Consider the following 24,744-nt stretch of genomic DNA (forward strand, 5'->3'; position numbering starts at 1 on the left):
GAATAATAAGATATTTTTATAATAAGCAAACTAATAAATCATCAAACCAGTTTACTCATAAGTTATTTTTTATCTCGTATAGTCGTCCTTTTGGGTGGCATCAGTTTTCTCAGTTTTCGATGCAACTAAAAAAATCAACGCTTTCGGTTGGTGGTCAGTCCAACCGGGAAGTTGTTACTTGAAATACTCATTTCTTCAACCCAGTTAGCAAAAAGTTGCTCCATCATTTCCATCCGCTGCTGAACCAGCGCTGTATTAAAAACGTTCCCGAAAAAGTTAAAGCGTATTTGCCCATCAAAATCAGCGGTACAATAATCATTCTGGCCCCTTAGCCCTTTCATCGGGCAGTAACTGGAATGATAATAGGCTTGGTCTCGAATTAAACGATCCGAAATCCGTAGCACAGTATCAAAATCATCAGCGTAATCGGGGTCATCACAGGTGATAACTAAGCTTTGCCTGCTTTCATCGAGATTGCTTTTTATCCATTCCAGCTTAAACTCTGGTGTTTTTTCAATTTCTAATGGAGCTTGAATGTCTGCTAGGTCAATTGCCAGTTGTGCGCCAGTTAATGCAACTACCTGGTCAGTAGTTAGGCCAATATATAGCAAGCCGTTATCCTGATCTGCAAAAGTTCTAAAGCGCGATGATGGATGCCAATGTTCAGGTAAGGCTACATCACGAATCAGTGAAAGGTCAGAGCGATTAAGAATTAACAGCTTGCGCTGACTGGCATGCCCATAAATAACCAATGAATCTGTCACATAAAGACCGGCACTGAATTCTTCAATTAATTGGTCTGTCCATGGGAAATTTTTATGCACAAGCACCTTGCCACTGCTCGCATCTAATACCTGCAATTCATAGCTGGTCGCTAAGTAGATTCTGTCGTCAACCAGCTGCCAGGCTTCGATCTCGCTTTGCGTGAAGTAAGTCCAGTTTTTATGGCCATCTTTAAGATTAAAATTAACTAGTTCAGATGTCCTTTGTGAAGCGCTTAAACCCGACTTTTCAAGCAAACCTTGCTGCAGCGCCTCTTTCTTATCAAAAGAACCTAAGTTGACCAGTAAGGCATCTTTATATAACCGAGAGAAAAAACGAGAGTATGGCTTTACATATTCAATAGCCTGCAGTGGACTGTTCCATAGTAACTCCAGATTTTTATCATAAAGGCTCAGCTTATTTTCTCTATCAATAACACAATAATAATCACCTACCTGCTCATCAAACCAATAGTCAAGGGACATGGAAGCAACTAGTCCACTATTCAAATCAACGCTCTTAAACATATCGTCAAAACAATCATATGCGATGATAGTATCCGTATAGTCAATGTCAAAGCTAATTGATCTGCTTAACGAGCAAAGAATATCCTCATTCCCATCAAGCTCTTCTTTGTTGCTAGAAAAAAAATGATACTCCCCAGAATCAAAGCCATTTCCATCAGGGAAAAGATCGTCTTTGATTAGTGCGTAACGCTGCCCATTAAATAAAACTGTTCCAGAAAAATGCCCTCCACCGTAGTCTAAAAAGCTTGTTTTTTCTTTCAGCAAAGACAGTTTCCCAAGAAAGGAATCACTGCAGACAGCTGGATGATCAGGGGCTTCCCCTTTCCATAAGTCGGGAGATTGAATATAAACCATTTTCATTTTTTAATGACACTCCCAAGAGTATTAATTATAATAAAACCACTAGCTTTCATGTCCTTAACAGCGCCATTAACATACTGCCTCCACTTATCGCCATCGAACTTTTCATCTCCAATAATGAGCTTATAAAGATCTTTCCTTTTATCTTTTCTCAGCATTTGTTTTCTAATATGCTCATAGACTTCCACTGTAATGTTACTTAAATCATCTGCTGTTGGATTAATACTAACTTGCTTGCCACCCACAATCGTGTTTGGCGAATAATAAGTTATTTTTTATCTTGTATAGTCATTCTTTTGGGTGGCATCAGTTTTCTTGATGCAACTAAAAAAATCAACGCTTTCGGTTGGTGGTCAGTCCAACCGGGAAGTTGTTACTTGAAATACTCATTTTTTCAACCCAGTTAGCAAAAAGTTGCTCCATCATTTCCATCCGCTGCTGAACCAGCGCTGTATTAAAAGCGTTCCCGAAAAAGTTAAAGCGTATTTGCCCATCAAAATCAGCGGTACAATAATCATTCTGGCCCCTTAGCCCTTTCATCGGGCAGTAACTGGAATGATAATAGGCTTGGTCTCGAATTAAACGATCCGAAATCCGTAGCACAGTATCAAAATCATCAGCGTAATCGGGGTCATCACAGGTGATAACTAAGCTTTGCCTGCTTTCATCGAGATTGCTTTTTATCCATTCCAGCTTGAACTCTGGTGTTTTTTCAATTTCTAATGGAGCTTGAATATCTGATAAGTCAATAGCGAGCTGCGCTCCGGTTAAGTCAACCACTTGATCCGTAGTTAACTCTATATAGAGCAAGCTATTCTCCTGATCGTTGAAAGCTCTAAACTGGGAGGATGGATACCAGTTTTCAGGTAATGTGACATCACGAATCAGCGAAAGATCAGAGCTGTTCAGAATTAATAACTTACGCTGCTCGGCATGGCCATAGATGACCAGTGATTCTGTCACATAAAGACCGGCACTGAATTCTTCAGTTAATTGGTCTGTCCATGGGAAATTTTTATGCACAAGCACCTTGCCACTGCTCGCATCTAATACCTGCAATTCATAGCTGGTCGCTAAGTAGATTCTGTCGTCAACCAGCTGCCAGGCTTCGATCTCGCTTTGCGTGAAGTAAGTCCAGTTTTTATGGCCATCTTTAAGATTAAAATTAACTAGTTCAGATGTCCTTTGTGAAGCGCTTAAACCCGACTTTTCAAGCAAACCTTGCTGCAGCGCCTCTTTCTTATCAAAAGAACCTAAGTTGACCAGTAAGGCATCTTTATATAACCGAGAGAAAAAACGAGAGTATGGCTTAATATATTCAATCTCCCGGAGTGTGCAGCACCATTGCAAAGCTAATTCCTTATTATAAAGGCTTATCTTGTTTTCTCTATCAATAACACAATAATAATCACCTGCTTGCTCTTTCCATCCAAGTTTTATTTTTTTCGCAACCACCTTGCCACTGATCAAATCAACGCTTTTGACGATTCGTTCATAGCAATCATAAGCAATAATCACATCGTTATATTGAATATCAAAACTGATTGATCTGCTCAATGAGCAAAGAACATCCTCATCAATTTTAAGTTCTTTTTTATCTTGGGAGATAAAATGATACTCCCCTGAGTCAAAACCATTACCCTCAGGATTTAGGTCATCCTTGACCAACGCATAACGTTGTCCATTATAAGCAACTGTTCCTGTAAAATAAGGCAGTCCATAATGCAGGATTCTTATCTGATCCCTATTGATAGCGAGCTTTCCACCAAACCCTCCTCTACAAACAATTGGAAATCGAGGATCTTCCCCTTGCCATAATTCAGACGCTGATATCAATATTTTTTTCACTTGCCAACCACTCCAGCTAAGGCGTTAATAACCACAAAATCATTTTCTTTCATTTTTTCAATAATATCGTCAACTTTAACAACCCACTTATTTTGGCTGTAATTTTTTTTAGGACCAACAATAAATTTATAGAGATCTTTCTCTTTATCTTTTCTCAGCATTTGTTTTCTAATATGCTCATAGACTTCCTCTGTAATGTTACTTAAATCATCTGCTGTTGGATTATGCCCGGCAATACTTGGCAAAAAGTGCCATTGCTTTTTATGGCCATTAACACTTTTGGGTTTAGCAAAAGGAAACTTGCTTGCCACCCACAATCGTGTTTGGCGAATAATAAGATATTTTTATAATAAGAAAACTAATAAATCATCAAACCAGTTTACTCATAAGTTATTTTTTATCTTGTATAGTCATTCTTTTGGGTGGCATCAGTTTTCTACTGCAAAAAAAACAATGCCTTAAGCCCAGCAACGACACCGCTCATACGTCAAATCTCCAAATAAATTTGATTGTCCATTGACTCAAGAAAAACATTAGAGACAAGACCATCACAGATAAACACTTTAGCCCCTCCCCCACTTCTAGAAAAAATGTAAATTTGACATTCTTTTGTCAAAGAGTAGAGTTTTTCAAAGACTAGGTTTTGACCAAAAATTTGAGATAAATACATAGAATCCAGAGACATACCATTACGCTCAACCCATTCCAAAACAACCTTTTTAGAATCATTCGAGAAGATGGCGAACTCAAAAGCATCTTCGAGAGAAAATGCTTCTATTTCGAATAAGTTTATTAACTTTCTATTTTCCCTACCCTCTCTCTCAAACATCAGAAAACCAAGATTATCGACATCAACTACCCGCCCAAAAAAGCAAGATGAAAACTCAATTTTAACGACATCCAAAAGACCAAGGAAAGTTATTTCACTCTTATTTTTTCTCGCATAAAACCCAGCATTGAGCATCTCCTTTAATATAGGATCCAGCTCATGAAGCCGCTCCAATTTATAACTAGAATCGACTTTGACAACTCTTACAAAACTTATCGGATCAAACTTGAGATCACGATATCTTTTCTTGACAAATAAAACCACTTCCTCCCCTCTATCAACAATAGCTATAAGCTCATGTCTTACCAACCTTTTTTTGAGCCTATTCAAACCATCAATAAAATCTTTATCCTTATCATCCAACCCATTCAAAAATAGTCCAGCAAGAGACTCACCAGCGTATATTTTCCTTAACGTTTCTTGGTAAAAATCAACTTGCCCATGAAACTTACCACCATATTCGGCAACATTTATCTTAGCAACCTCACCTTTAAATTTAAGAACGGTATCAGAAGGCCTCAACTCCTCTTCGATACTTACATTAACTCTCAAATAAATAGAATCATCACTGTAGACAACAAACACAGCTCCCAGAAAAACAACAAGAAAGAAAATATAAAGAAGTATTTTTTTTGAAATCATAAGAAGAACGGTCCAAAAGGTATCTTTACAGCGAAACTTGCTTGCCACCCACAATCGTGTTTGGCGAATAATAAGATATTTTTATAATAAGCAAACTAATAAATCAACAAACCAGTTTACTCATAAGTTATTTTTTATCTCGTATAGTCGTCCTTTTGGGTGGCATCAGTTTTCCGCCACCTCATCTCTGAGAGAAACAACCTCTACCATTAACAAATCAAGTTTTTTTTGTATCTCAGAACTTTCATCAGGCTGATTCCCTGAACACCCTTGAAGACTCAAAAAAAACAAACACATCAGCAAATACTTCATCACTTACTCCAATACAAAAAAAACAGCCACAACCCCTTGTAGATAGCCACTCAAATACCTTTGAAAATCTCATTATTTTCAGCAGAGTAGAAAACATTTGAAATTAAATCATTACAAACAAACACATTCATAGAGCCCTCTTTTTTTGAAAAAACATAAATTTGGCACTCATCGCTCAACGGAACAATTTTACTGAATTTTAAGCCACTACCATAAAGCGATGACACTGAAATCTCATCCAACCCCAGCTCACCACCTTCCACCCATTTCTTAAGGGTATCAACTGAAGTTTTTGAAAAATAAGACTCATTAATTACAACACCTAGCTTCTTATCACCCTGCTCAATCAAATCAACAATCGAATCATTCACCGATAATTTTTTTCCCGTCACAACAATAGAATAACCACTTTCTTGATATGTTTGACACGAAAAAAAACAGCCTAAATTAATAGCTAAAGCATCAAAAAAACCTAAAAATTCAATAGGTGCCTGATTCTCTCTTGCACGAAAGCCTATTTCTAATAAAGCCCTAGGAATTACTCCAAGTTGATTTCCTGGAAAAACCTTATATTCACCCCGCCCTTCATCAATAATTGTACGCACCATTAATGGTTTGATATCGTAGCCAATCAGCTCTCTTTGAGTAAACAGGTATGTTTTCCCGCCATATTCTATGGCTGAGAGTAATTTTTCAGAGGCAATTTTTCCTTTGCCAAATTGCTCAACCGAAATAAAATTTGCAACCTCATCACTCGTACCATTTACAAAAAAACCCTTTACATCATTCCCTGCATGGATTTTTTCCAGAACACCGCTATAAAAATTTATTACATTTTCATAGCGACCACTGTATTCATCTATTTTCTTTCCATAAGCTTCACCTTGAACCTTGACAAAGGCGGTTGTTCGAAAAGTACTCCCTTCTACACTTGCATATATCGGAACATATAAAACAAGGCGAAAACTGAAAAAAACACTAATCAAAGCCAAACAAAAAGCAAAAAACAATCCAAGCATTATTTTCATTAACTTTACCTCTGTTATAAAAAGTATGGACCAAATGGAATCGTCACTGGAACATCCTTTAACTTCCCTGTCGCGCCTGTAATGTCAAATCTATAGTCAAGCCCCTCCAGTCAAAACTAACACCACTAGGTGCGCCACAATGTTTTCCATTGGTTGAGTATTTCCATGAAAAAAATTTGCTTGCCATCCACAATCGTGTTTGGCCAACAATAAGATATTTTTATAACAAGCAAACTACTAAATCATCAAACCAGTTTACTCATAAGTTATTTTTTATCTTGTATAGTCATCCTTTTGGGTGGCATCAGTTTTCCTGAACCTTAGAACCTGTTTAGAATCTCTATGCTGTGAGATAATTACAATCAAAGTACTTATGTAGCAGCCTTTGATGTCCGAAAGACAGCCTTATCCCAGCGATGTAACCCGTGAAAAATTTGCCTTGATTTCTCCCATACTTGAAAGTGCTCGCAAGCAAACAAAACCCCGGCAAATTGATCTTTATGAAGTATTTTGTGCGCTCTTGTATCTTTTGAGAACAGGCTGCCCTTGGCGCTGTATTCCTCATGACTTTCCAAAATGGCAGTGCATTTATTCCTATTACAAAATTTGGAAAGAACCTGCACAAGATGGTGGCCCAAGCCCTCTTGAGCAGGCTTTAAAAAAATCAGGTTGGCGAGGAGCGAAAGAAGCAAGGCCGCCAGAAGAAGACTAGCTTTGGCATCATCGACGCACAAAGTGTAAAAAACACTGATACTGCTGAAGAAAAAGGGTATGACGCTGGCAAAAAAGTATCTGGGATCAAGCGGCATATTCTGGTCGATCATGGCGGTTTACCACATGCAGTTGCCGTGTCTACTGCAGACGTTTCAGACAGGGAAGGCGGTTTGTTTTTAATTGAATCTCACCAAGACAATTTATCCGATATAGATAATATTTTGGTTGATGGTGGGTATACTGGAAAACCATTTTCTGAAGGTGTTAATTTGCTTATTTCATCCAAGGTTCAAGTGGCAAAAAGATCAGAGTTACACACTTTTAAAGTTATTCCACAACGTTGGGTAGTGGAGCGATCATTTGCCTGGCTGGAAAAGAACCGAAGGCTATGGAAAAACTGTGAAAGATTGTTAAACAGTAGCTTAAGTTTCATCCACTTAGCTTTCTTAAGGCTACTGCTTCAGAGATCCTAAACAGGTTCTTATATTTTTGCTACCAGAAAACGCTTTCTTCAAAGTCTTACGAAGTTCGTCGGCAACGTCTTTAACTACCTCTTCCTTCATCTCTGAAACGTGCTCATCTATATTCTCGCTATTTTCCTAGATTAGCTCGTCTTTATTAAACTCGCACTTACATGATGCGCAAGTCATAATTTGTATTGTTTCATCAGACCCTTCTTCATAAGAAAAGTCTGAACAGCCGCATGTAGGGCAAAGCAGGCTTATATTTCTGTTGTATTTTTCAGGATTCATCCTATCTCTCCGTCATGTAGGGACACGTAACGCCGCCGGCATGCGCGGCTTTGTAGTAGAGGCGAAGCCGCAACGGAAAAGCCGTCGCTGTGCCTGGCCTTGTTAGCCATTTGGCCCGTCATATTTTTGATCGAATATCATGAATATTCTATTATTAACTCTTTCAATCCAATCAAGTACATTCGTCATATTCTCGTCTTCGCAATCAATCCGCCTCAACCAAAGCCTATAGGACTCGTTACAAAACTTGAGTGTAGGGCTGATATATCTTACATCGGCCTCATGATAAAAAGGATATACAGAGAATGTTTCATCTTCGTTCTTTTGAAGGCACCAGTCCATGGATTCGTTCCATGATCCGTGTATAGATTCCGACATCATCCCGTAGGTGTATTTATACAGATCTTCATCTGTAATGGTTTTGAATATATCGAAAAAGGTCTTCCCTTGAAGCCTCCATCGATTTTTCTTTTGCTCCTTGAAATCGTCTTCTGAGAAACCTTCTAAGTCCATTTTCTCCTGAACTGACTTAAGCAGCCTTTTGCCCGCCTTTGTCTCAAAAAAACGAGAGCCTTCCTTTAACTCTCGTAGCATTCTCAGTCGATCTTTATATGAGCATTTTCTGTAATCATCGATTACAGCTGAATCACTCATCAGTAAATATTCAGCGGTTATTGCTGCTTCAATTAACGGCCTTTCCAATATGCTTATGATCTCGGCATTATCTTTTTCATAGTAGGTTACGATTTCTTTGAGTAGCTTCCATATCCTAGTTAATAGCCCCAATATAGGAGCATCATTTAAGTCAAACCCACTGGGATTACGCTCTATATTTCGAACTCTTGTAATGCAATCATAAATCTCTGCAACATCCTTTACGAAAGTACCAGTAAATCGATTTATATCATCAAGTGACTTCAGGCTATCGCCAACATACTCTTCATCATATCGACTTATAATAGCTTCTATTTCGTCCATGCTTTACTCTGATGTATGGCTAACAGCTTAATAGTATGCATGCACGATATACCGGTCTTGCAGTACACTGGTAAATTTGCAACCATTTGAAATACATCTAATTTTCCTCATGCCTACCAATCCTGCCCGAGAAACCGCGCATGCCTGTTATCTCAAGATAACAGGTTTCTCGTTATTTCGGAACGGACTCACCTCAACCTATTGATATGATGTTATTTAAACTGGTTTACCTTCGGTAAAACGCGCATTCTAGCGATACCGTTCAGTCAAAACGCGCATAAAAACCAACGCTCTCAGAAATAGACTGTTCATATACAGTTTTTCACTGCAGGTTGCTTTGATGGCTTTGAGGTGAGTTATTTGGTACTGGAAGTCTGGTGGTTTGACGCGAGAGGCTTGTTTAAATATCTGGTTAGGGTTTAATTAAACGACTCATTTTTCTATGGCTGAATCACGTTAAGGATTCGGAAGATATAAAACACTCTGAAAAACCCGAGTGCGCCTGAAGCTTACCCAGGCTACAAGGCTAAAGGTTGTACGGAACAGCCTTGTAATTGATTTCAACGGTTGATAGATCCACCAAAAACCACAAAACAATTCCGACATAATGTTTGCAGGAAATTCACCGTCATCCCCGATCTATTGCCAGGGCAAACGCATGATCAGGTATTTAAAAACAACAGCTTCTCAAGGTAGCTTTCATTCATGCAAGCTACCAGCCGTTTTCTTTTCATGCTGAGCCTTGGTGTCTTATCGTGCTTCAATAAATTCATTGATACTTGCCGCATAATCGTCATATTTTCTGCACTATAGTCTTTTCTAGCACGTTGTTCGTCTTCTCTGAAACACATGTCCAGCGTCCAGTGCATGATTTCCACCTGCCAATGCTGCCGGGCTGCTGAAAGAACCTCTTCTGCTGATAACTGATTGTTACTGCAAATATAATAATGTGTTTCGAAAGATGTTTTTTCATCGATTGTTCGGCTTCTATCTATCCGGACAATGCTGTTTAGCGATGTCCATTCTGCTCGATTTGGTATTAAGTCAGAGGCATCTGCCACCCAGCAACGACGAATTTCATCCCGGTTTCGATTCTTTTCACTACTTTCAAAAAAATTAATCTCTGGGCGCCTGTAAGCTTTGGGTTTCTTTTTTTCAAAATAATCATGAATATACTCGTGTAATGTAGGCTGATTACCTTTTACTGCCAGCAAATAATCTGCGCCCGATTCAATACACGCTTGAGTGATATCTTTTTGGCAATTTAGCGCATCTGCAGTAATGATACTGCCTTGTGCGTCGATCAATTTCAGTAGGTCGGGTAATGCAGTAATTTCATTAGTTTTTTCATCTACCACTAATTGCCCCAGCACGAGCTGATTTGCGCAACACCAGGCATTCATCATGTGCATTGCGCTCTTGCTATTTCTTTTGTCTTGGCTTCTTCGGGCTGTTTTCCCATCGAGTGCAATGACAGACAATGTTTCTTTATCTACATCTTTGTGTTGTTCAATAAATCCTTGAACCCACTCAATAAAGCATTGCGTGAACTGCTCAGGCCGTATTCTTGAGAATACTCTTCCAAGGGTGTCGTGACTGGGAACGCCATCACTCATATCAACAAACTGACCAAGCCATGCTTGTTTATTTTCAGCAAATGTTTCAATGGTCTCCCAGTCATCTGCACCGCATAGCATGCCGCATAGACTGATCAAAAGAATTTTATCTAGGGAATGAGTGACCTTACCTTTTTGGCGAGGATCTTCGATATCTGAAAAGTAATCAAGAACAGTAGGTGACATGGCTAAACACTAAGATTAAAAATGCCTGTATTCTAACATTTTTTTATGCGTTTGCCCTGGATCTATTGCCTATAGGGAATTCATCGATACCCCCGAAAGTTGCAGGTCGCGCATAGCGCTCCGTGCAACCTACGCGGGCAAGCAATTAATTTATCGATTTAATTCCGCAAACCCAACGCCAGCGATCATTTGATTAATATCTCTATCAATCACTCTAATAACGGCTATTGGCGCAAAATACTGCCGCCAGTCACATTCACCCAACAGTTTCTGCGCAACTGATGTGATTCTATGAAATTTAGCGCAGCAAAAATACTGGATCAGGTCCGGTTAGTTTGGTTTTTAAGCTTTGTTTGAAAAGGCTAGCTAGGCGGTGAGGTACCACCGGAGTTGGAGTTTATTTTAGCTGCTTCTACGGCTTATTGTTCTCGCCAGGCCTTTGTTTGCTCTCAGCCTTTATTCTTTAACTCGCTGACGAAACTGCTTCAGGCTCAACCTATCACCTATCGCATGAGCAAATCGTCGAGCGCTCGCCAACACGCCGCTGCTGCCGCTCATGGCAGTTGCCCACCACAAGGCTTGAGTATCAATGTTTAGAGGAATCAATAAAATCGTATTATCTTTCTATAGCGCTACCAAGGTCTTTAAACTTTGCTAGTGCTCGCTCACGGCTAGCTTTCAAATCAACAATTGCGAATGGGTAATCCTTACCAAGTTTAATATTTGCTTGCTGCAATATGTCATCAGGCGCATTGGAAGGATCAAACAGGTATTTATTGGGCAGCGCTGCAATTTCAGGAACATAGCGGCGAATATATTCGCCATTTGCATCAAACTTTGCGGCCTGGGTGACCGGGTTAAAGATTCGAAAATAAGGTGCGGCATCGGCACCACTACCGGCTACCCACTGCCAGCTGGCGCTATTACTAGCCAGGTCAGCATCTACTAAACAATCAAAAAACCAGCTCGCTCCTTCCTGCCATGGTTGAAGTAGATTTTTCACCAGAAATGAACCGACCAACATTCGCACTCGATTATGCATATAACCGGTTTGCCATAACTCACGCATACCAGCATCAATAATTGGAATTCCAGTTTGGCCTTTTTTCCATGCTAATAAATACGCTTCATTTGCTTTCCACTGAAAATTATTAAATTTTTTCTGGAAATTTTCAGTGGGAATTTCAGGAAAGTGATATAGCAAATAGTAAGAGAACTCACGCCAAGCCAGCTCACTATGAAAATGATCAAGATCGCTTTGCAATGTATCTGCGCCAGAATCAGCCAACACTTTATCTGTTGCTGCATACCAGACCTGATTTGCCGAAATTTCCCCAAAATGCAGATGCGGTGATAAACGGGAAACACTAGATTGACTTGGAAAATCTCTGCCTTGTTTATAGCCAGCTAACCCTTGATTGAGAAAGGTCGCCAAACGTTGCTTCGCTGCATTTTCACCAATTTGCAATTCACCTGCGGTATTTTGCCAACGTGCCAACATATCATCGGCCCAATTATGCTCAGGCAACAGCTTTAATTGATCTATCGAGCTTCTCGTTAGCTTGGAAATATCAAGCAACTGATCCTGATTTAAATCCACCGCAGGTAATGGCTCTCTGGGCACCTGTGCAGACAGACAGCCACGACGGTAGAACGGAGTAAAAACCTTATAAGGCGTTTGATCTTTTTTAAGCACTTGCCACGGCTCCCATAGCAAGCTTCCGTTAAAACTCTGACAGGCTATGTTTCGCTGCTTGAATTTGGCCTTTATTTGCTTGTCTCGCTGAACCTGCCAAGGCTCATAACAACGATTCCAGTAGACTGAATCAGCCCCGGTTTGCTCAGCCAGCTCAGCAAGAATCTTCGCCGGGTCACCGGAACAAACCAGCAAGCGCCCATTCAGAGAATGATCAAGTGCAAGCAGACTGTGGTGTAACCAGCATCGACTGGCAGCACCAGCAACAGATGCCTTCGGCCACTTCTGATCATCGATATAGACTGCCAGCAGCTTGCCACCGCAAGACTTCATACGCGCTACTGCCGCGTGTAAAGCGGGGTTATCCGACAACCTCAGATCTTGTCGAAACCAGATAATAGAAACCATAAGCGACTCCTTGTCACAGTTTAAAATACCGACTCAGCTTCTCAGAAAACGATCAGAATGCCGGATAGTTTTCGCTGTTCTTGATTGTAATCAGTTTCATGGATCAGACATAGTTGAGTGAACCACTCAAGCACTTTACTCTCGCTGAAAGATTCAAATCCGATGCAGATTCATCAGCCCAGAGGACGAATTCGCATCGATAAACTAATCAGCAAGCTAAACCTATTTGCCGGTTTAAAAGACTATATTTGAGGAACATGTTATGAGCGAACAAGCTAAAGAAACTGTTGAAACTACCAAGCCAGCAACTGAAGCGACTGCAGCAGAAGTAACACCTACTGAAGCAGAAACTAAAAAAGCTGAAAAGAAGCACGATGAGCCAGGTTTCTGCTGTGGTTCATGCTCATAATATCGATTTAAACTGCACATCGATAAAGCTCGACCGTTGCAGGAATTAAAATCAAAAAAATGCCAGAAGTTTAAGCTTCTGGCATTTTTTTAAAGCTAGCGATTTACTCCGGAATTTTCTTGCCGTCCCAGGCAAAACATCCACCACTATCTTTAACTGTTAATTGGTCTATCACCTGTAAAAGTTTTTTGGCAGAGTAATCTGCACTAAAAAGCTGTTCTGGCTTAACATTTTTCTGAAAAGGTTTAGACAATCGACTATCAACAGTGCCCGGGTGCAACCCGACAATAATCGCCTGCTTGTTTTTCCTGGCCACTTCAATTGAAAAGTTTTTAATCAGCATATTCAATGCCGCCTTTGAAGCACGGTAACTATGCCAACCGCCTAATCGGTTATCTGAAATACTGCCTACTCGAGCAGAGAGCGCAGCAAATATTGTTTTTTTATTTTTGGCTAATTTAGGTAAAAATGCTTGAGCAACCAGTGCAGGGCCAATCGTGTTAATAGCGAATACTTTTTGCATTGCTACCGCATCGATATCTTTCAGGCTTTTTTCTGGCTGGAGATCATCTTGATGTAACAACCCGGTTAGCAACAGCACCATATCTAACGGCTGCTCAATAGTTTCTGCTGCACGCTCAATTGAATCCGGGTCAGTTAAATCAATCGAATGGCAGCGAATGGATGCTAAAGCTGGCAAGTCATCCGGTGTAGCAGCGCAAGAACGCGCAAACAAATGAAGGTTTGCACCCGCTAGTTCTTTGCCTATTAAACTCATCATCGCTGAGCCAATCGCGCCTGAGCTGCCAATAATGGCGATATTTAACGGTCCGGGAAAGCTGGCAAGTAGGTTTGTGTCATCCATTACTGACTCCTGTTCATTGCACTTCAGCCAAAAAATGACTGCAGAGAAGCAGTGTAGCAGGCTTAGGGAAGGCTCAAGCTAACAAGCTTATCTCGAAATAAATCATGCAAATCCTTTCTTGTACTTTCCTCATTGGAAAATACACCGACAGTACGGCATTATAATTGACCAATGCAATCAACAAAAATCAACCGTAAAATGCATATCGAGCCAATACCATCAAAAAACTAACCTTTCTTATCGATTGATAAATAACAAATAATAAGAGCAAATGCATGAAACGTTTCTTACCGCTACTTCTACTTCTCCTTAGCAGCAATGCAATGGCCGCCAGTCTTGGTCAAAACATGATCAACAACGGTGATTTTGAGCAATCGTCTCAATATTGGCAGTTACAAACTCCCTTAAGCTGGTCTGCGAATAATGGCGCTGACGGCTCAGGTAGTATTTTAATGAATGCTGAAGCGGCCCTACGTGATGGCTATATCTACGCTAAGACCGCCAGCCAATGCATACAAATTGAAAACGCCAGGAACTTTAGCCTGAATGCATCTTTTCGTTATGATTCACTTCCCATTGAGCGCTACGGGCATGAGATACATGTTGTTTGGTATGACGGTGACAACTGTACCAAAGGCGGACAGCAAGGCACTTTCTTAAGGCCTAAAATAAAAAATGGTTGGCAAAATCTATACAGCAAAAACCTAACTGCCAGTTTGAATGCAAAATCGGTAAAAATTGTTCTAGCGCAGAATCAACATTCTTCTGCAAAGGAAATGGGTTATTTAAAAAGTTTTCTAGTCTGGGTTCTTAGCTGGTTTAATATTGCAAGCCCTTTTCCTCTGGCACATGGCTATTGGGATAATATCAGTTTGATTCCAACCAAACTCAGCCAGGCAATTCCCGACAATCCATCGGTGAACAGCAAATATGTGCTGCCTGCAGGTGAAAATTATCTGAAAAACAGTGCGTTTGATAAAGATAATCAGCACTGGCGTGCTTATTCTGAAAGCCAATGGACTGCCGAAGATGGTTACCATAACCGCGGTGCACTCCTAGGAACAATTGTTTCACCATCCGGCAGCAGAGGAACCGGCGTAGCCTATCAATGTACAAACTTTGGCCTGCCGCAAATATTCGAAATGGGCGTCCGCTTTAAACAAAGTGAAACGTCTACGCAAACAGGCGGCGGACGGTTTCGGGTAACCTGGTATGAGAAAGAGAACTGCCAAGGACAAAGCACAACCGATCGCAAACATATTGACCCAAAACCAATGAGTGGCTGGCAAAATCTGGTGGTTAAAAACCTGAAATCACCTAGCGGTGCTACAAGTGCCAGAGTTAGCATTATTCAAAGCATTAAGGGAGAAGGTGAGTTTTCTGCTTACTGGGACGATGCATACTTTAAAGCTGTAACAAACTATTAATCATAGAATTAATAGCTTATATAAAAACAAAAAAAACCCGGCAATTTATTTGCCGAGCTTTTCTTGATCAATCAATTTAAATCAACTGAAGTTTTTCGTCACCAAATCATACAAACCATCAATATGATCATCCCTGTCATTAAGCGCAGGAATATAATGAAATTGTTCACCACCGGCATGCATAAATGTTTCACGCCCTTCAGCATCAATCTCTTCAATGGTTTCCAAACAATCAGCAGAAAAGCCCGGGCAAGCGATTAAAATGTTTTTCACCCCTTGCTCAGGCAATGCTTGTAAGGTTTTGTCTGTGTAAGGTTGCAACCAAGCAGCCTTGCCGAAACGTGACTGAAAAGTGGTCATTACTTGATCTTTTTCTAACCCCAACCGCTCAGTAACCAAGCGTGTGGTTTGATGGCAGAAGCAGTGGTACGGATCACCCTGTTTTAAATAAGATTCCGGTGTGCCGTGAAATGACAAAATGATTTTATCTGGCATGCCGGTTTTATCAATCTGCTGCTGAATTGATGCCGCCAACGCGGTTAAATAACCATCGGTGGTGTGGTAGCCATTAATAAATCGAACACTGGGCACCCAGCGATATTTCTTTAGTGTGTCAGCTAGAGCATCCCAAGTTGAGCCTGCGGTGGCGGCACAATATTGCGGATAAAGCGGCAAGACTACGATATCGCGAACATTCTGATCGGTCAGCTGCTGAATAGCGGATTCTATAGACGGGTTGCCATATCTCATGCCTAAAGCAACCGGCACTTGGCCTTCACCAAATTGTTGATCGAACCTTTGCTGTAGCTTTTTTTGCTGGGCCTTAGCGGTGACCAGCAAAGGAGAACCCTGATCGGTCCAAACCTGTTGATAGAGTTTGGCGGAAGATTTTGGCCGAAATGGCAAAATAACTAAGTTGAGAATCACCCACCATAGTAGCTTGGGAATACCGATGACTCGGTAATCGCTCAAGAATTGTCGCAGATAAGTTCTTAGGGCTTTTGGCGTTGGTGCGTCTGGTGTTCCCAGATTGCACAACAGCACTCCTTTCTTCAAACTACTGTTTTCATGATCGTATTCAGTCTGGCCAGTAAATTGCATTGTTCGTCTCTTCACTCGATCAAGGCTGCCAATCTTAAGCCTAGCGGCAGGCAACGGCTAAGTTGGCTAAATAATACTTGGCATCAGACGGTTAAACCAGCCACCAACGTAACTAGATTTCAAATCATCATATTGGGTTCTGAAAAATACACCTGAGCCCATCAAGCGTTTGGTATCATCAACCATAAAAGTAACCAAAAAAGGCTTTATTATTTTCATAATAAAGCCTTCACACACTTACTTATATTGCTTTTAGAATTCTTTAAATTTGCAGCATATTTTTTGCATCGTCTAATAATCGCTGTCGATCTTCCAAACCGTTATCGCCACCATTAATATGACGAGTAATTTCTCTAAGGTCATCTTTGTCAGCCAATTGATTCAGCTGGCAATGATCCCAATACCAGGTTGCAGTGGCGACACTCAATGGAATTTCCTTGGCGATAAGATCTGGATCTGAGATCACATCAATACCGCAAGCATCGGCAAAAAGCTGATAATTATCATGGCCGGTCAATTGAATTAACCCCCTACCTCGATAGCGCCAGCCATCTCCCGACTCATCATCTCCATTACCCATTCGATTGGCATAAACAATATTGGCGATTTGTTCGGGCGCTCGGGCGCAGGCATTGGCCATTTCATCGGACTCAAAATATTTACCAAAAACACTCCTTAATGCTTCAGAGCTGTAATTAAGGTTTTCTTCGTTATAGCGCAGACCACCGCTTTCATGGATGAGCTGTGCAAGGAAATGTGCTTGCCTGAGCGGTGTATTTATCTGGTAATGCTGCATCTGCTGTTCCAGTGGTAAGAAGTACTTACTGGCAAGATCAGCCGCATCATGACTGAGTAACTGCGATAGCTTTTCAACCGTTAACAAGGAAACATCGCTGTGCGCTTCTGTGATATCAGACATAGTTAGACCCAACAAATAAACAGGTCTCTATAGTGTGACAAAAGTTAATTTTGATGACCTTATGGCTATTGTTCATTCCGGCCAAACCACTTGTACCTGTGCCACCCTCTAGTCACTTTTTAGCAGTTCAATCTAGGTCGCATCGGAAATTTTGGTTAATATAGCCAAGTTATTTTCATCAAGTTGGCATTATGAAGTCATCGGTTCGAGCCGCCCAAGCGTCTTCTGTAGTATTACCTGAAACTGTTACCGACCAACCGACCGTGTTCGGTTTTTTAACCAGCCATTTCCCGCAAATAGGCGCAGATGTTTGGCGACAGAGAATCCTTGATGGCAAAGTGCATTGGCACGATGGCCAGCTAATTTCGCTAGACAGTCAGTTTGTTCCACGGCAACGGGTCTATTACTACCGAGAAGTAGCAAAGGAGTCGCTAATTCCGTTTGAAGAAAAACTGCTGTTCCAAAACGACCATATATTGCTGGTCTACAAACCTCATTTTCTGGCAGTTAATCCCAGCGGCAATTTTGTAAATGAGTGTTTGGTCAATCGCTTAAGACTAAAGCTGGATAATCCGAATATTGTGGCAAGCCACCGGTTAGATCGTGCTACCGCAGGCATTATGCTGCTGTGTAAGCAACCTGAAAATCGCCATCTGTACCATGAATTATTCAAACAACGAAAAATAAGCAAAACCTACCAAGCAATCGCTACTTTATCGAGCCCGCTGCAGCAGCTTGAACAAGGCCAATTAGCCGTACCTCAAAACTGGTCTGTCAGAAACCATATTGCTAAAGCAACGCCTAGCTTCATGCGACATGTTATCGACGGTGAAGCCAACAGCCATTCTGAAATTAGTTTGATTGAAGTGAACAACAACTTAGGATTATTTGAGTTGGAACCGGTCACTGGAAAAACGCATCAACTAAGGTTGCACATGATGAGCTTGGGAATGCCGATTCATAATGATCGGCTATATCCGCAATTATTAGATAAAGCCGCCGATGATTTTGAAAACCCACTAAAGCTACTGGCAAAAAGATTACGTTTTACCGACCCGATCACTCAACAAAAAATTGATGTCAGCTGCGAAGGGTTAAATTTTTAATTTGACGGTTTGAAGCCGCTTACATATCTGCAATTGGTTTTTACATTATCGATCAGACAATTCACTTTGAATATATCGAGCAAAATCTGAAATCGCTTGATTCGCTCGACTATCTGGATGATATAACAACCAAAGATCTGTTTTTTCAGCAAAATGACAGCGACTATCTTCAACCAAACCATCTAGAGCACCCTTCAAATCGGGCAAAATAGCCTGACCTATACCAGCCATTGCCGCATTTCGAATAGCAAGCATTGAATCAAAACTATGAAAACATGCATCGGCCTGTGCATTTTCTTGCGACCATATTTTGTAGTAGTGGTTTTTAATTTCGCCACCGGGAATTAGCCAAGTTTGCACTGTTTTATTACTTTTAAGCTTTTCCCAATAGGCATTGCTGGCAGAAACCTTATGAGAAAATTGAGTTATTTTTCTTCCAATCATTGTTTCTGGTGGAAAATTAGTCGGCCTAATCGCTAAATCAAACTCTCTTTCCCATAACATTGAGGTGTCATTGCTAATGCTAATATTAAAATCGATTGCTGGGTTCTCATCAGAATAACGGGCAAATATTGGCAGCAAGCAACATGAAAACAACAAATCGGTTGTGGTAATTTTTAGTGTTACTTTTCCATCGCGCTGACCTGAGCTTAAAAAGTCATTGGCAGTATTAATTGCTTTGAAAACCACTTCACCCTGAACCGCCAACTCTCTCGCTAAATCATTGGGTGCATAGCCCTGCTTGGAACGGGTAAAAAGTGGCGCACCTATAGCTTGCTCAATCTTTTGAATCGCTCGATATACCGACGATGGGTTCTTTTCTAATAGCTTGGCTGCTTTTTCTAAAGTACCGCCTTGGCACAACGCATAAATAAAAAGTAACTCATTGCTGCCAAACAGCTTTTGCATCGATGAAATATCATTTTGCGTAGTCACATATTTTCCTTTTGCAAAACAAATCTAAACTAGGTAATCATATTGATCACCAGAGAAAATCCATGAAATTATTATTAACGTCACTCGCCATCACTTTGGCACTAAGTGTTTCAAGCGTTTCAGCACACCAAACTAAAGGGCAAATGATTTCGGCCAAAGAAATTCCTTGGTCAAAATTAGGCAATACACCCATAGACTTTTCAGTGTTATGGGGCGATCGGGCTATAGGTGCCAATGGAACTTATTTGCGCTTGCCTGCAGGTTTTGAAACCGGAAGCCATGCACATACTCATGATTACAATGGAATTACAATTCAGGGCGTCTGGGAACACAAAATTGGAAGCAAATGGAAGCGACTGCCAGTAGGTTCATATGTTTTTCAGCCTGGAAAAGAATTTCACAACGATCGCTGCAAAGGTCCAGAAGCTTGTATTTTATTGATTCAGCAAAATCACAAAGGCGATCTACTGCTTCCTGAAAAATAAAATCACTGCTTGTTGTCATAAATCAGCACTTTATTTAGTTTCTATCACATATGATTGATTTTTCAATTCGACACCACGGTAAATAATGGCTTTGCAAACACATACTTTAGAAAACCCAAATGTAATAGAGTACGTTACATTTAAACAACTAAACACAGCATCTTCAGCAGAGCTAATGCAAAAAGCAGTTGCAACTGATGCAATTCTTGATGAAATTGATGGGTATATCAAGCGCTATATCAGTCGACAAGACAATGGCACATGGGTCGAGGTTGTTTTCTGGAGAGACATGGATGCCGCAAAAATTGGGTTAGATGCTTTTTTAGCCCACCCTGATAGCAAGCCATTTCTGGACTTAATTGCACCAGATTCAGTTGTTATAGAATACAGTCAAGTCATTTAGCTCAGCAGTTTGCAGCATAAAAACCGTGACCAGCATGTCGCGGTTTTTTTTCACCATCACACAAGCTTTCTAGACACACCTGCTTCATTACCCCTCTGAATAACAGCGCAATTATCATAATTGAAACTAGGACAAATACTGGAATCAAAAATGCTGACGATCCCTGCAGACACACCTAAATTGAAGAAGTATTCACTCTGACTTGGCACAACTGGTTAGTTGATAGCTGTAATAATTTAGCGATGGTGCCGATGATAGATTTAGCTGAGTCTTGTTGAGGATGTAGCTGATGCGTGTTTCGATAGTATGAGCTAACGGCTTTTAATGATTTGGCTTAGACAGACAATCAAAGGGACTTGGCTTAGAACAAATAATCGAGAAAGAGGGGCGTTGCGAGGTTAACTCCAAAGCAGCAGGACGGCAAAGCCGTCCAACTGACTTGGTATTCTATGTGCTCTAAAGAGGAACTACTTTATTTGCACATGGGCCTTTCTGGCCTTGACCAACTTCAAACTCAACCTGTTGGCCGTCATTCAAAGTAGCATATCCGCCGCCAGCTTGAATTTCTGAATGGTGAACAAATAAATCTTTGCTTCCATCTTCAGGAGTAATGAATCCAAAACCCTTGTCGGCGTTGAACCACTTAACTGTTCCTTTGCTCATGTTCTTTACTCATATTATTGGTGAAATGTAATAATCATACCCGAATTCACCGGTTCGAGTATAAATAGAAATTAGGTAAAACGCTTGCCGTATCAAACATTAAAGAATGCAGTTACGGACTTTTAGTACTGAGAGGTGTTCGCTTTAGCAAGCCTGAATCCATCGACCTGTTAAACATTTACGATCACAACTACTTTACTTATTAGCTTGGCTCAAGCCAAGTACTTCTGCAGCAATCCTTAACGAGGATACTTATAGCTCATAAATCAGTCGCCAAACTTAGCAGCATGAAATAATCAATCTTATATCAATTGCAAATTACTCAGCACTACAACCAACTCATGCTTCAAAACGCTAACGAACAATTAGTTAACCATTAGCAAATCTATTGGCTTCTCACCAATCGACACCTAACCGATGCACTGTTCAAACCGTCTTCAACGGCGCTTCCAAGACAACATGATAGCTGCTTAATCGAGGTTTCCATAACAAGTTGATCTAAAAGCATTTTTTAGATAAACCCTAAACCCTCGCAAACAAGCTTAATCGCTCGTTGCACGTAAGATAACAGGTTTCTTGTTATCTTAGAATGGGCGATATCTAACTAATTGATTTATTGTCGATAATTTTAATGACTTACCGGTGTATCGTAGTTAGAGAAAACCTGACGCTACAAAACTGTGCAGATCAAATGCCTCAAAACAGCGCCAACTGTGTGTACATACAACCGTAAAACCAATTCACTCGATCATTCGACAAATTTAATGCCCAGCGCGCAATAACAAGCGACTACCGGCATAATAACAAGAATACAGCTACAAAAAATAGCTATAAAAACAACTACCCGCAAAAAAATATCTATTTAGCCTCAATGCCGTCCTATGACTACCAGTTAACCGGCAGGCTATCTATATAGAGATGTTTTGGAAGAATCTATCGGATAATGAGTGGTAGCTATCCGCTTTAGGCTCTCTATCAATTTCAATTAGCCTGTTGACTCTGGTAGTTGCCGATTCTAAAGCTACCGGCGTAAACTTGCTCCCAAGTAACTCATAAGCAGCCTTTAGCAGTTAACGAGCATTAGCACTAGATCACGACTTCGCTGGTGTATTACGCGGCACAGCTGGATATCAAGCGTAATTCAGCTCTTGGCAAAACAATCAACCAAATAGCGAACAACTATGGCATTTGATTTATATTTTGGCTCAACAAGCGAAAGCATTGAACATCACGAAGAAGAGATCTTTTCTTTTGTTACTGAATCTCACGCTCAATTGCTTCGCATCAAAAATGATTTTTATCGGGACCTTTCTTTTTCAAACGATCAATGCAACTTAATTGTTCACGAGCTGATTTTGGTAAAGGCAGAAATTTCTAAAAATAAAAAGCTATTTTATTTAGGCGACGTCTTGGATCGACTAATACTATTTTTTAGCATGGCATTCATTGGCAAGTTCAATGTTCGCTCTGAGAGCGATTGAAAGCTTGCAAATACCTACTATTTAAACAGGCCTTTTGCTGGTTTGGCTCTAATCTAGTTACATCACCCCTTCATTACCATGTTCTACAACCAGAGAGATTTTAATCTAACCATATGAATAAAATCCTTATTTTTGGAAATTCCGGCTCAGGAAAAAGCTGGCTATCTGGCGAACTATCGAAGAGAACTAAATCATTAGAGGTGAATCTTGATAGTATTTTTTGGCTTCCTGGAGGCTATTTTCAAAAAAGATCACAGGAAGCCATCGACCAAAGAATAAATGAAATAAAGTCTAACGATAATTGGGTAGTCGAGGGTGTATTTGGCAGCCTGATTGAAAAATTCATCCCAGCAGCCAGCGAAATCATATTTTTAGATCTGCCTTGGGACGAATGTAAGGGAAACCTAATTAATAGGGGTTCAGAAAGCTCAAAACAACTTAATCAAGATCTAGCAGAGAGAAATTTCAACAAGTTAGTTACATGGGCATCCGAATATAAAAACAGAAGCTCAAAAGCTTCATATTCATTTCACAACCAGCTCTTTCAATCTTTCCAAAGAAAAAAGCACAGACTCAAAAATAGAGAGGAAATTAATTTATATCTCTCACAGGCAAGCTCACAAACATGCACATATACATAGTAAGCAGCTAGACTTCTCAAGCACAAAAAAAGGACCTTTCGGCCCTTTCTCAAATCAACACGCTGTTATGTCCACGAATGCCCCAAAAGCCGCTTGGCGTCTTCCAACACTTTTTCTTTATATTCAGCTTCCAGCAGTTCTCGTTGATAGTCCTGGCGCATTAAATCTTGTTTAGCCAGCTCTTTTCGTTCATCAAGAATGGCGAATTCATTCGCTTTACGGAACAAGGTAAATAACTGCGTGTAATCGCCTTCAAAGTCGTAGCTTTTGCCTGGCCAGCCTTCGAGCATTTTACCAATGCGGATAGAACCTTCGGAAATATTAAGGTCTTGCTCGACCATCATGCGGGCGATGGTTTCAACTGAATCGCGAATTTTCTTAGTGCGTTTCGCAATACCGGCTTGCGCCTGCTTTTCCAGCTCCAACTTCTTGTGCTGTTGTGCCCGTAACTTCTGCAGCAGAAAGCCTGCATAAATTGCCAACGGGCAGATAATTATCAATGCCGTCAGCAGCCAAAATCCATTCATAGGTAAACTTCCACTTCAAAAGAACAACCTGATGCGCATATTATAACAGAGGCACCAGCGACATCCATTCGAGGTGATTTCGGCAGTATCGAGCGCAAGGACTATGGCTAAGCGCCTATTGAGATTTGCCAGCGATTTGAAATGAAGCGAGGGCCAACCATCAGCCCCCGCCGACATAGAAATGTTGTTGGCCTAAAAAACGGTTCTGACTTTTTTATCCGGGCGAACCATCCAAAATAGGACGATTGAAAACAGCGCACCCAAGGTATCGGAGAGCATATCTTTTTGCGCATCCCAGATATCGCCTTGCGAACCGAGGAATTCAATTCCGGCTTCACCGCCTTCTATTACTGCATATTGCCATTCAATAATTTCATAGGCCGCCGCAACCGCCATAATAAAGAACAGCCCCATAAAGCTGGCTTGCAACACACCGGCAAAGCGGCGGCGGGTCATATATTCCATTAATGGATAGGCGTAAAAACCGACCGAGAAATGGCCAATTCGATCGAAATGATTTCGCTCGCTGCCCAATAGATCCGTGACAAAACCGAATGGCACATTGGCAAAGGTGTAGTGGCCGCCGACGGTGTGCCAAAACATCCAGAACGCCATCATCAAATAAGCTAGATTACTAAATTTAAATGCCGGGTAACTCACCAGCAATATCAGAAAAACCCCCACCACTGGGATAACTTCGGCCAACCATACTTCCCGAGATACTGGATCTATTCCCAGTACAATAAAAAAAACAATGAATACTAGGGCAAGAATTGATGGGAAACGGCTGACAGCCATAAGCACTCCGGTTGATTTGGTCAGACAACAGTATGAAATAATTAATGCTTTAGGCGCAATCCTGATTGTAAAAAACTGTGAACGAGCTTAATTCGGGTAAAGCTTCGCTTGATGCAGATCAAAGACAAAAGCACCATATTGGCATGTTAGCGCTAAAAGTAATGACGCGGTTACTTGCTGACCCTCGCGTCATTCTGTAACTGGAAGTACGGAATCTATGGCTACGGAGGGTAAAATTTAATTTCTGATGGTTTGGCTGGAGCTTTAACTTTCTTGTTAATGGGCTCCCGTCTTCCTTGGCGAGAATGACGAGTACCCAATCATT

General features: G+C 40.8%; 28 protein-coding genes. 9 read left to right on the forward strand and 19 right to left on the reverse strand.

From position 1 onward, the window contains the following. Nucleotides 1–134: 134 nt before the first annotated feature. The 7 genes from DC094_RS01600 to DC094_RS01625 all read right to left on the reverse strand — a co-directional run bounded on the left by DC094_RS01600 (nt 135) and on the right by DC094_RS01625 (nt 6,308). The gene (locus tag DC094_RS01600; protein WP_116685337.1) at nt 135–1,649 is read right to left on the reverse strand and encodes a hypothetical protein; all 1,515 of its coding nucleotides are present in this window, start codon (nt 1,647–1,649) and stop codon (nt 135–137) included. Continuing rightward, nucleotides 1,646–1,894 carry a hypothetical protein gene (locus DC094_RS01605; protein WP_116685338.1) on the reverse strand — a complete coding sequence of 83 codons (249 nt, stop codon included), beginning with the start codon at nt 1,892–1,894 and terminating at the stop codon, nt 1,646–1,648. Before DC094_RS01605 ends, DC094_RS01600 begins: the two co-directional genes overlap by 4 nt. 88 nt (nt 1,895–1,982) lie before the next feature. After that, nucleotides 1,983–3,497, reverse strand: a complete 1,515-nt coding sequence (locus DC094_RS01610; protein ID WP_116685339.1) for a hypothetical protein — start codon at nt 3,495–3,497, stop codon at nt 1,983–1,985. Beyond that, entirely contained in the window at nt 3,494–3,808 is a 315-nt protein-coding gene (locus DC094_RS01615) for a hypothetical protein (RefSeq protein ID WP_133245436.1), read from the reverse strand. Before DC094_RS01615 ends, DC094_RS01610 begins: the two co-directional genes overlap by 4 nt. A 176-nt stretch (nt 3,809–3,984) precedes the next feature. After that, on the reverse strand, nt 3,985–4,968 hold the full coding sequence (locus tag DC094_RS01620; RefSeq protein ID WP_116685341.1) for a hypothetical protein: 984 nt from the start codon (nt 4,966–4,968) through the stop codon (nt 3,985–3,987). 165 nt (nt 4,969–5,133) lie between these two features. Beyond that, complete coding sequence (locus DC094_RS21975) at nt 5,134–5,280, reverse strand: hypothetical protein (protein WP_158527188.1); 147 nt, start codon at nt 5,278–5,280, stop codon at nt 5,134–5,136. A 50-nt stretch (nt 5,281–5,330) separates the two neighbouring features. Further along, on the reverse strand, nt 5,331–6,308 hold the full coding sequence (locus DC094_RS01625) for a hypothetical protein (protein WP_116685342.1): 978 nt from the start codon (nt 6,306–6,308) through the stop codon (nt 5,331–5,333). A gap of 388 nt (nt 6,309–6,696) precedes the next feature. Here DC094_RS01625 and DC094_RS01630 point away from each other — a divergent pair. After that, nucleotides 6,697–7,495, forward strand: a protein-coding gene (locus tag DC094_RS01630; RefSeq protein ID WP_116685343.1) for an IS5 family transposase whose coding sequence is annotated in 2 segments (ribosomal slippage) — nt 6,697–6,975 and nt 6,977–7,495 — 798 coding nt in all. Because the reading frame shifts where the segments join, the coding sequence is not laid out codon by codon here. A gap of 126 nt (nt 7,496–7,621) precedes the next feature. Here the strand turns inward: DC094_RS01630 and DC094_RS22985 are convergent. From DC094_RS22985 to DC094_RS01650, 4 genes are all read right to left on the reverse strand, one after another. Further along, nucleotides 7,622–7,774: an ECs_2282 family putative zinc-binding protein gene (locus DC094_RS22985; protein WP_422615575.1), complete on the reverse strand. Its 153-nt coding sequence runs from the start codon at nt 7,772–7,774 to the stop codon at nt 7,622–7,624. 102 nt (nt 7,775–7,876) lie between these two features. Continuing rightward, nucleotides 7,877–8,752, reverse strand: a complete 876-nt coding sequence (locus DC094_RS01640) for a DUF5677 domain-containing protein (RefSeq protein WP_116685344.1) — start codon at nt 8,750–8,752, stop codon at nt 7,877–7,879. A 662-nt stretch (nt 8,753–9,414) separates the two neighbouring features. Then, complete coding sequence (locus DC094_RS01645) at nt 9,415–10,554, reverse strand: ISAs1 family transposase (protein WP_116685345.1); 1,140 nt, start codon at nt 10,552–10,554, stop codon at nt 9,415–9,417. Between the two features lie 616 nt (nt 10,555–11,170). Further along, nucleotides 11,171–12,658, reverse strand: coding sequence for a cryptochrome/photolyase family protein (locus DC094_RS01650; protein ID WP_116685346.1), 1,488 nt, complete (start codon nt 12,656–12,658; stop codon nt 11,171–11,173). Between the two features lie 244 nt (nt 12,659–12,902). On the opposite strand from DC094_RS01650, the gene DC094_RS01655 reads away from it, so the two are divergent. Further along, nucleotides 12,903–13,067 (forward strand): CCGSCS motif protein, encoded by a 165-nt coding sequence (locus DC094_RS01655; RefSeq protein WP_304598346.1) that lies wholly within the window; start codon nt 12,903–12,905, stop codon nt 13,065–13,067. Between the two features lie 103 nt (nt 13,068–13,170). On the opposite strand, the gene DC094_RS01660 is transcribed toward DC094_RS01655, so the two are convergent. Beyond that, nucleotides 13,171–13,932 carry an SDR family NAD(P)-dependent oxidoreductase gene (locus tag DC094_RS01660; protein ID WP_116685348.1) on the reverse strand — a complete coding sequence of 254 codons (762 nt, stop codon included), beginning with the start codon at nt 13,930–13,932 and terminating at the stop codon, nt 13,171–13,173. A gap of 275 nt (nt 13,933–14,207) precedes the next feature. Between DC094_RS01660 and DC094_RS01665 the strand changes: the two genes are divergently transcribed. Next, the gene (locus DC094_RS01665) at nt 14,208–15,359 is read left to right on the forward strand and encodes a hypothetical protein (RefSeq protein ID WP_133245437.1); all 1,152 of its coding nucleotides are present in this window, start codon (nt 14,208–14,210) and stop codon (nt 15,357–15,359) included. A gap of 81 nt (nt 15,360–15,440) precedes the next feature. On the opposite strand, the gene hemH is transcribed toward DC094_RS01665, so the two are convergent. The 3 genes from hemH to DC094_RS01675 form a co-directional block, all read right to left on the reverse strand. After that, entirely contained in the window at nt 15,441–16,460 is a 1,020-nt protein-coding gene (gene hemH / locus DC094_RS01670; protein WP_116685350.1) for a ferrochelatase, read from the reverse strand. 66 nt (nt 16,461–16,526) lie between these two features. Next, nucleotides 16,527–16,679 carry a hypothetical protein gene (locus DC094_RS21980; protein WP_158527189.1) on the reverse strand — a complete coding sequence of 51 codons (153 nt, stop codon included), beginning with the start codon at nt 16,677–16,679 and terminating at the stop codon, nt 16,527–16,529. Between the two features lie 43 nt (nt 16,680–16,722). Beyond that, nucleotides 16,723–17,379: a glycoside hydrolase family 19 protein gene (locus DC094_RS01675; protein WP_116685351.1), complete on the reverse strand. Its 657-nt coding sequence runs from the start codon at nt 17,377–17,379 to the stop codon at nt 16,723–16,725. Nucleotides 17,380–17,570: 191 nt separating this feature from the next. On the opposite strand from DC094_RS01675, the gene DC094_RS01680 reads away from it, so the two are divergent. Further along, nucleotides 17,571–18,485: a pseudouridine synthase gene (locus tag DC094_RS01680; RefSeq protein WP_116685352.1), complete on the forward strand. Its 915-nt coding sequence runs from the start codon at nt 17,571–17,573 to the stop codon at nt 18,483–18,485. 45 nt (nt 18,486–18,530) lie between these two features. On the opposite strand, the gene DC094_RS01685 is transcribed toward DC094_RS01680, so the two are convergent. After that, complete coding sequence (locus DC094_RS01685; RefSeq protein ID WP_116685353.1) at nt 18,531–19,421, reverse strand: LysR family transcriptional regulator; 891 nt, start codon at nt 19,419–19,421, stop codon at nt 18,531–18,533. A gap of 62 nt (nt 19,422–19,483) precedes the next feature. Between DC094_RS01685 and DC094_RS01690 the strand changes: the two genes are divergently transcribed. Together DC094_RS01690 and DC094_RS01695 are read left to right on the forward strand one after the other, a co-directional pair. Beyond that, nucleotides 19,484–19,906 (forward strand): cupin domain-containing protein, encoded by a 423-nt coding sequence (locus DC094_RS01690; RefSeq protein ID WP_116685354.1) that lies wholly within the window; start codon nt 19,484–19,486, stop codon nt 19,904–19,906. A 175-nt stretch (nt 19,907–20,081) separates the two neighbouring features. Beyond that, nucleotides 20,082–20,309 carry a hypothetical protein gene (locus tag DC094_RS01695; RefSeq protein ID WP_116685355.1) on the forward strand — a complete coding sequence of 76 codons (228 nt, stop codon included), beginning with the start codon at nt 20,082–20,084 and terminating at the stop codon, nt 20,307–20,309. Nucleotides 20,310–20,765: 456 nt separating this feature from the next. Here DC094_RS01695 and DC094_RS01700 read toward each other — a convergent pair whose 3' ends face one another. Beyond that, entirely contained in the window at nt 20,766–20,972 is a 207-nt protein-coding gene (locus DC094_RS01700) for a cold-shock protein (RefSeq protein ID WP_116685356.1), read from the reverse strand. Between the two features lie 1,181 nt (nt 20,973–22,153). Between DC094_RS01700 and DC094_RS01705 the strand changes: the two genes are divergently transcribed. Then, nucleotides 22,154–22,453, forward strand: coding sequence for a hypothetical protein (locus DC094_RS01705; RefSeq protein ID WP_116685357.1), 300 nt, complete (start codon nt 22,154–22,156; stop codon nt 22,451–22,453). A 113-nt stretch (nt 22,454–22,566) separates the two neighbouring features. Further along, nucleotides 22,567–23,094 carry a P-loop NTPase family protein gene (locus DC094_RS01710; RefSeq protein WP_116685358.1) on the forward strand — a complete coding sequence of 176 codons (528 nt, stop codon included), beginning with the start codon at nt 22,567–22,569 and terminating at the stop codon, nt 23,092–23,094. A gap of 65 nt (nt 23,095–23,159) precedes the next feature. Here the strand turns inward: DC094_RS01710 and DC094_RS01715 are convergent, their stop codons facing one another. Continuing rightward, entirely contained in the window at nt 23,160–23,621 is a 462-nt protein-coding gene (locus tag DC094_RS01715) for a DUF2489 domain-containing protein (RefSeq protein ID WP_116685359.1), read from the reverse strand. Between the two features lie 192 nt (nt 23,622–23,813). Beyond that, a complete protein-coding gene (locus tag DC094_RS01720) occupies nt 23,814–24,419 on the reverse strand; it encodes a DUF2238 domain-containing protein (RefSeq protein ID WP_116685360.1) in 606 nt (201 codons plus the stop codon). Nucleotides 24,420–24,496: 77 nt separating this feature from the next. Here DC094_RS01720 and DC094_RS22665 point away from each other — a divergent pair, with 77 nt between their 5' ends. Further along, the gene (locus DC094_RS22665; protein ID WP_255420853.1) at nt 24,497–24,619 is read left to right on the forward strand and encodes a hypothetical protein; all 123 of its coding nucleotides are present in this window, start codon (nt 24,497–24,499) and stop codon (nt 24,617–24,619) included. Nucleotides 24,620–24,744: the final 125 nt, after the last annotated feature.

This window comes from Pelagibaculum spongiae (assembly GCF_003097315.1).
GTDB classification, from domain to species: Bacteria; Pseudomonadota; Gammaproteobacteria; order Enterobacterales; family Pelagibaculaceae; genus Pelagibaculum; species Pelagibaculum spongiae.

What these genes read in the sequence shown, in the direction of transcription:
- DC094_RS01600 (WP_116685337.1), bottom strand. Translation starts at nt 1,649, where the DNA reads ATGAAAATGGTTTATATTCAATCTCCCGACTTATGGAAAGGGGAAGCC.
- DC094_RS01620 (WP_116685341.1), bottom strand. Translation starts at nt 4,968, where the DNA reads ATGATTTCAAAAAAAATACTTCTTTATATTTTCTTTCTTGTTGTTTTT.
- DC094_RS21975 (WP_158527188.1), bottom strand. Translation starts at nt 5,280, where the DNA reads ATGAAGTATTTGCTGATGTGTTTGTTTTTTTTGAGTCTTCAAGGGTGT.
- DC094_RS01625 (WP_116685342.1), bottom strand. Translation starts at nt 6,308, where the DNA reads ATGAAAATAATGCTTGGATTGTTTTTTGCTTTTTGTTTGGCTTTGATT.
- DC094_RS22985 (WP_422615575.1), bottom strand. Translation starts at nt 7,774, where the DNA reads ATGAATCCTGAAAAATACAACAGAAATATAAGCCTGCTTTGCCCTACA.
- DC094_RS01640 (WP_116685344.1), bottom strand. Translation starts at nt 8,752, where the DNA reads ATGGACGAAATAGAAGCTATTATAAGTCGATATGATGAAGAGTATGTT.
- DC094_RS01645 (WP_116685345.1), bottom strand. Translation starts at nt 10,554, where the DNA reads ATGTCACCTACTGTTCTTGATTACTTTTCAGATATCGAAGATCCTCGC.
- DC094_RS01650 (WP_116685346.1), bottom strand. Translation starts at nt 12,658, where the DNA reads ATGGTTTCTATTATCTGGTTTCGACAAGATCTGAGGTTGTCGGATAAC.
- DC094_RS01660 (WP_116685348.1), bottom strand. Translation starts at nt 13,932, where the DNA reads ATGGATGACACAAACCTACTTGCCAGCTTTCCCGGACCGTTAAATATC.
- DC094_RS01665 (WP_133245437.1), top strand. Translation starts at nt 14,208, where the DNA reads ATGAAACGTTTCTTACCGCTACTTCTACTTCTCCTTAGCAGCAATGCA.
- hemH (WP_116685350.1), bottom strand. Translation starts at nt 16,460, where the DNA reads ATGCAATTTACTGGCCAGACTGAATACGATCATGAAAACAGTAGTTTG.
- DC094_RS21980 (WP_158527189.1), bottom strand. Translation starts at nt 16,679, where the DNA reads ATGAAAATAATAAAGCCTTTTTTGGTTACTTTTATGGTTGATGATACC.
- DC094_RS01675 (WP_116685351.1), bottom strand. Translation starts at nt 17,379, where the DNA reads ATGTCTGATATCACAGAAGCGCACAGCGATGTTTCCTTGTTAACGGTT.
- DC094_RS01680 (WP_116685352.1), top strand. Translation starts at nt 17,571, where the DNA reads ATGAAGTCATCGGTTCGAGCCGCCCAAGCGTCTTCTGTAGTATTACCT.
- DC094_RS01690 (WP_116685354.1), top strand. Translation starts at nt 19,484, where the DNA reads ATGAAATTATTATTAACGTCACTCGCCATCACTTTGGCACTAAGTGTT.
- DC094_RS01695 (WP_116685355.1), top strand. Translation starts at nt 20,082, where the DNA reads ATGCAAAAAGCAGTTGCAACTGATGCAATTCTTGATGAAATTGATGGG.
- DC094_RS01700 (WP_116685356.1), bottom strand. Translation starts at nt 20,972, where the DNA reads ATGAGCAAAGGAACAGTTAAGTGGTTCAACGCCGACAAGGGTTTTGGA.
- DC094_RS01705 (WP_116685357.1), top strand. Translation starts at nt 22,154, where the DNA reads ATGGCATTTGATTTATATTTTGGCTCAACAAGCGAAAGCATTGAACAT.
- DC094_RS01710 (WP_116685358.1), top strand. Translation starts at nt 22,567, where the DNA reads ATGAATAAAATCCTTATTTTTGGAAATTCCGGCTCAGGAAAAAGCTGG.
- DC094_RS01715 (WP_116685359.1), bottom strand. Translation starts at nt 23,621, where the DNA reads ATGAATGGATTTTGGCTGCTGACGGCATTGATAATTATCTGCCCGTTG.
- DC094_RS01720 (WP_116685360.1), bottom strand. Translation starts at nt 24,419, where the DNA reads ATGGCTGTCAGCCGTTTCCCATCAATTCTTGCCCTAGTATTCATTGTT.